At 35.2% G+C, this 562-nt stretch carries 2 protein-coding genes; both read left to right on the top strand.

All coding sequences use genetic code 11. From position 1 onward, the window contains the following. On the top strand, positions 1 to 377 hold a 377-nt coding region (locus Q5Y73_RS24640; RefSeq protein ID WP_371320277.1), incomplete at its 5' end, for a hypothetical protein. Continuing rightward, on the top strand, positions 370 to 516 hold the full coding sequence (locus tag Q5Y73_RS24635; protein WP_305994570.1) for a hypothetical protein: 147 nt from the start codon (positions 370 to 372) through the stop codon (positions 514 to 516). The genes Q5Y73_RS24640 and Q5Y73_RS24635, both read left to right, overlap by 8 nt. The last annotated feature ends 46 nt before the right edge of the window (positions 517 to 562 follow it).

Raw genomic sequence — 562 nt, 5'->3', positions numbered from 1 at the left:
AACCAATGAAACAGTTAACAAAAGAGGATAAACAAGCAGTATTAGACGTGTTAAATAGCTTTGAGGTTTATGAGGAATGTTTGATTGACGGTTATATCTTAGTAGAGAACAACGAAGAAAACCGCAAACGATTAAATGATGTAGGTGTAACAGATAAGGAAATAGACAATGTAGCAGATAAAGACTTCTTTTGCACAATAGCTTTAGCTTTTAACGGAGGATATGCAGATAACTATGAAATAGGAAAATTCATACTATGGGATCCGATAGATGATGAATTAAAGGAAAGAGTTAGAGAGTTTAAGGGAACGGAGACTGATGCTTTACGCTTGCTAGAAGCTCTTGAGAAGGCGGAGGGAGTGAAAGAGGTTGTGTGAATGGAATAGTGGTTGTTATTGTCACTGGACAGAAGAAATGAATAATGACTTTTTAGATTGGAAGTATGAAGAATATGTAGCTGAAACGGAAAATCCTATGTCATTCGATGAATGGTTTGATTCTTGGTATAAATCTTAAATTGAAGGAGTTGAAAAAGGATGAAGAAAAGACAACGAATGAAAGC

The sequence above is a fragment of the Chengkuizengella axinellae genome, from assembly GCF_030730905.1.
Classification (GTDB): Bacteria; Bacillota; Bacilli; order Paenibacillales; family KCTC-33759; genus Chengkuizengella; species Chengkuizengella axinellae.
The sequence above is the reverse complement of the archived record's forward strand: the minus strand, read 5'-3'. Positions and strand labels throughout refer to the sequence as shown.